At 57.3% G+C, this 4,120-nt stretch carries 3 protein-coding genes and 1 pseudogene; 3 read left to right on the top strand and 1 reads right to left on the bottom strand.

Annotated elements, in window-relative coordinates; genetic code table 11:
* Positions 1-457 (bottom strand): KUP/HAK/KT family potassium transporter (locus NKJ00_RS32110; protein WP_352632595.1); only part of this gene is annotated, 457 nt, incomplete at its 3' end.
* A 443-nt stretch (positions 458-900) separates the two neighbouring features.
* Here NKJ00_RS32110 and NKJ00_RS32105 point away from each other — a divergent pair.
* The 3 genes and pseudogenes from NKJ00_RS32105 to virD4 all read left to right on the top strand — a co-directional run.
* Positions 901-1,170: pseudogene (locus NKJ00_RS32105) on the top strand (integrase core domain-containing protein); the annotation flags it as partial.
* Positions 1,171-1,471: 301 nt separating this feature from the next.
* On the top strand, positions 1,472-2,248 hold the full coding sequence (locus NKJ00_RS32100; protein ID WP_245260339.1) for a hypothetical protein: 777 nt from the start codon (positions 1,472-1,474) through the stop codon (positions 2,246-2,248).
* Positions 2,249-2,495: 247 nt separating this feature from the next.
* A partial coding sequence (gene virD4 / locus NKJ00_RS32095) for a type IV secretion system ATPase VirD4 (protein ID WP_352632593.1) occupies positions 2,496-4,120 on the top strand: 1,625 nt, incomplete at its 3' end.

The raw sequence follows: 4,120 nt of genomic DNA, 5'->3' as shown, positions 1-4,120 counted from the left end.
TGACGACATTCATGCCCTCAACCGCCGACAGCACCGATATCGCCGGCGTGATGACGGCATCACCGAAGAAAAGCGATGCCCCGACGATGCCGATGCCGAGCATCAGCGCCGAGCGCTTGGGGAAACTGCCGCGCGCCAGCGCCATCAGCGACAGCACGCCGCCCTCGCCGCCGTTATCGGCGCGCAGCACGAACATGATGTACTTGATGGTGACGATGATCGTCAGCGACCAGATGATCAATGACAAAACGCCGAGGATATCGCCGCGCTCGGCGACATTGCCGCCCGACGACGCCACCAGCGCCTCACGGAACGCGTAGATCGGGCTGGTGCCAATATCGCCATAGACAACGCCGAGCGCGCCTAGCATCAGCACCTCGGGGCTTTGCTGTTCGATTGCCGGATGGCTCGACTGTTCGACGGGTTCTGCCTCGCTACCAGTATTGGTAAGGACCATGGACGACACTCCGATAAGGGGCGGCCCTCTACCTTTGCTGCACTGCAATATCAAGTGCCGCGACGTAATGGCTCCGTATGCGGACCGCATTTGTTGCCGCACCGGCGGATTGTCTCATACGAAACCACGATCCCGCTCCCGGGCCATTTCCTCGACGAGACACAGGCCAAGGGGACCTGAAGGAGGGCCAGACCGGATGGGCGATGATCTGCGGCAGGAAACGATGGCGCTGCTTGTAGCTGACGGCATGTCTTTCTCCTTTGTGTGTCTGCCAGACGAGCGGGCGGGCACGGAAGTGGTCGCGCTCTGGCTGCCAGACATACTCGTCCAACCTGATGAAAACCTGACTTGTACACCCAGCCCAAACAGGTGCGAGGGGTCGGTCTATTACCAAAGGCTCTGAGGGCTGATTCTCTAGGGTTCGGCATTCAATACACCGAGCGCTTGCGGAGGCCGGCGTCGAACCCGCAGTGGGCAGTGTCGGCGACTCTTTCGATAATGCTCTCGCGGAAACGATCAACGGTCTTTACAAGGCCGAGGTGATCCATCGACGCGGACCCTGGCGCTCATTCGAGGCCGTCGAGTTCGCCACGCTCGAATGGGTCGACTGCTTCAACAATCGCTGGCTGCTGGAGCCCATCGGCAACATCCCGCCGGCCGAAGCCGAGGAACGCTACTACGGCATGTTGGATGAACCAGCCATAGCCGCGTGACTCAAACGAAACGGCCACCGGAATGCCCGGGGCAGTTCACATCGCATTTGATGCCAGCTTCATCGTATTTTCTTCGGCTTGGACGGGCACTTGGCAGACCCACAGAGCTGGGAACCCTTTGCCATACTACAACTGTAACATCATATCGGTTTAGCAGGTCAAGCTTTGGTGGTAACCTCATTGGGTAGAATAACTACTTTGGAGGCGAGCAATGGATCGCGATAACAAACGGGCACGTGCAGCTGCAAGATCATCTCAAGGCGTGGGGAGCAGTAGCCTCCGTGACGTTCCAGAGGGGCCATTGAGCGATGTTGCAGAACGGCTGGTAACCGCTAACCCGCGCGATACAGCGCGAAATCTTGGGGGCTTCAAAGGCCTCGGGACGCACGAGCGAACAGCCGTTCGGGGCACTCAACCCGGGCCAGAAACTGACCTCGCGAGATTTGAAAGGCGGACCAATCGTCTTGGACGATCAGCCATCGATCTGGCCGCGACATTAACAGCCGAATTGGGGTACAGCACGGATGACATAGCATTGCAGAAAGTCGGAGCGGCCAGTAATCTAGGCGATTACCTAACGCCAGGGCTGCAAGATGCTATTGTTAATCGCATTGGCAACATGGATCCGCCGTCGCAAGCTCTCGGAGCTTATTACGTTGCGCCACACTTCAGTAAGTTTACTGACGAAAACAAATCTCGCATTCTTGATCAGGCCATTGGATTGGCTTCTTCTGATCCGGATGGCAATGTCAGGATGATGGCATCCAATGCTATTCTCAACATGTATCAACAGTTAGACGCAAACCAACAGGCCCAAGCTCACTCAGTTTTTCCCGGCATGCAAGACATCTTGCCGCACATGCCGCCGCCGCAGCATGCAGCAGAGGAACGGAGTGCGAATCTGGACGGCCACATAGCAGGTATTGAGGCTGCAGTCCGTGATACAGTAGGCCCGCAAACCTCGTATGAACAGCTGCAGCGGGGTGCTCAAATCGGGCGGTCCATAAACCACGCCTTCAATCACGCCCGAGAGGACCTAATGGAGGCCACCAGAAGCAGAGATCGCTCCGGCCGTTGAGGTCTCGGCCATGGTACAGTGACGCTTTCTCTCCCGAATTCCGTTTACGGCCTTGCCGTTTCCAATTCGCTGGCCGTTGACGTACCTGCTTAGTGTAACTTTCAAAAACCACGTCTGCCGGGTGATGCGCTGCAAGCATCGCACCACCCGCTGCGGCATCGATCTGTCGAGCGGCGACATCGCGCGACGCCGGTTCGGTCTCTGAAGCACGCGCAGCATTAGCTACGGCTAATCCGGCAATGGAACAATGCTTTCAACAAAAACGACGCCCCCCAACATAGCCATTAGCATCGCGTGCTCACTCGCCGTGGGCTTCTGTGCGGCAAGTCTTTACGCAACCTTCCGCCACGGCGGCAGCGGCGAGGCTCTGATGGCGTTTGATGTCCGTGCCTTTTGGTTTGAGACGCCCTTCTATTTGGGTTTCGCAACCCCCGTTTTCTATCGGGGCGCGGCTATCGTGCTCTCGACGTCCGCGGTCGTCTTGCTGATTCAGCAGATCGTATTGCGCCGCAAGCTCGAACACCACGGGACGGCTCGTTGGGCTCGAGTGGATGAAATGCGACGCACGGGATATCTGCGACGATACCGTGGCGTGACAGGGCCGGTGTTTGGGAAGACAAGTGGCCCTTTCTGGCCTGGCTACTACCTGACCAATGGCGAGCAGCCTCACAGCCTCATCGTTGCACCGACCCGCGCTGGCAAGGGCGTCGGCATAGTCATTCCAACGCTACTTACATTCAAAGGCTCGGTGATAGCTCTGGACGTCAAGGGGGAGCTCTTTGAGCTCACCTCGAGGGCGCGCAAAGCCGCAGGTGACGACGTGTTTAAATTCGCGCCGCTGGATTCGGAGCGGCGCACAAACTGCTACAATCCGCTGTTGGATCTTATAGCGTTGCCTCCACAGCAGCAATTCACCGAAGCCCGCCGCTTGGCCGCAAACCTGATTACGGCCAAGGGGGAGGGCGCGGAAGGTTTCGTCAGCGGCGCGCGAGATATCTTTGTCGCGGGAATCCTTGCCTGCATCGAGCGGGGCACGCCAACAATCGGCGCCGTCTATGACCTCTTCGCCCAGCCGGGGGAGAAGTTTAAGCTCTTCGCGCGACTCGCCATGGAGACCCAGAACAAAGAGGCACAACGCATCTTCGACGACATGGCGGGGAACGATACGAAAATCCTAACCTCCTACACTTCCGTGCTCGGCGATGGCGGGCTCAACCTGTGGGCGGATCCCGCTGTAAAGGCGGCCACAAGTCGCTCGGACTTTTCGGTCTATGATCTTCGCCGTCGCAGAACGTGCATCTATCTTTGCGTTGGTCCGAACGACCTTGAGGTGATCGCGCCTCTGATACGCTTGTTTTTTCAGCAAATCGTTTCAATTCTGCAGCGGTCGCTGGCCCGCCGGGATGAAAAGCACGAGGTTCTCTTCCTGCTCGACGAGTTCAAGCACTTGGGTAAGCTGGAAGCGATCGAGACCGCAATCACGACTATCGCGGGCTACAAGGGGCGTTTCATGCTCATCATCCAAAGCCTTTCGGCACTGACGGGGGCTTATGGAGAGGCTGGCAAGCAGAATTTTCTCAGCAATACCGGACTGCAAGTGTTCATGGCCACGGCTGATGACGAGACTCCGAACTACATTTCCAAGGCCATCGGTGAATACACGTTTGAAGCCAAATCGATTTCCCACAGCCAGGCGCGAACGTTCGACTGGACCATTCAGAATTCACATCAAGGTGCACCGCTATTGCGTCCCGAACAGGTTCGGCTGCTCGATGACGACTACGAGATTGTTCTCATCAAAGGTCTGCCACCATTAAAATTGAGGAAGGTGCGATATTTTTCGGATCGCATTCTGAAACGCATCTTTGAAAG

The sequence above is a fragment of the Mesorhizobium sp. M0227 genome (assembly GCF_040321855.1).
In the GTDB taxonomy this organism is placed as follows: domain Bacteria; phylum Pseudomonadota; class Alphaproteobacteria; order Rhizobiales; family Rhizobiaceae; genus Mesorhizobium.
Note: the sequence above shows the minus strand (reverse complement) of the source record. Positions and strands in the feature narration are given on the sequence as shown.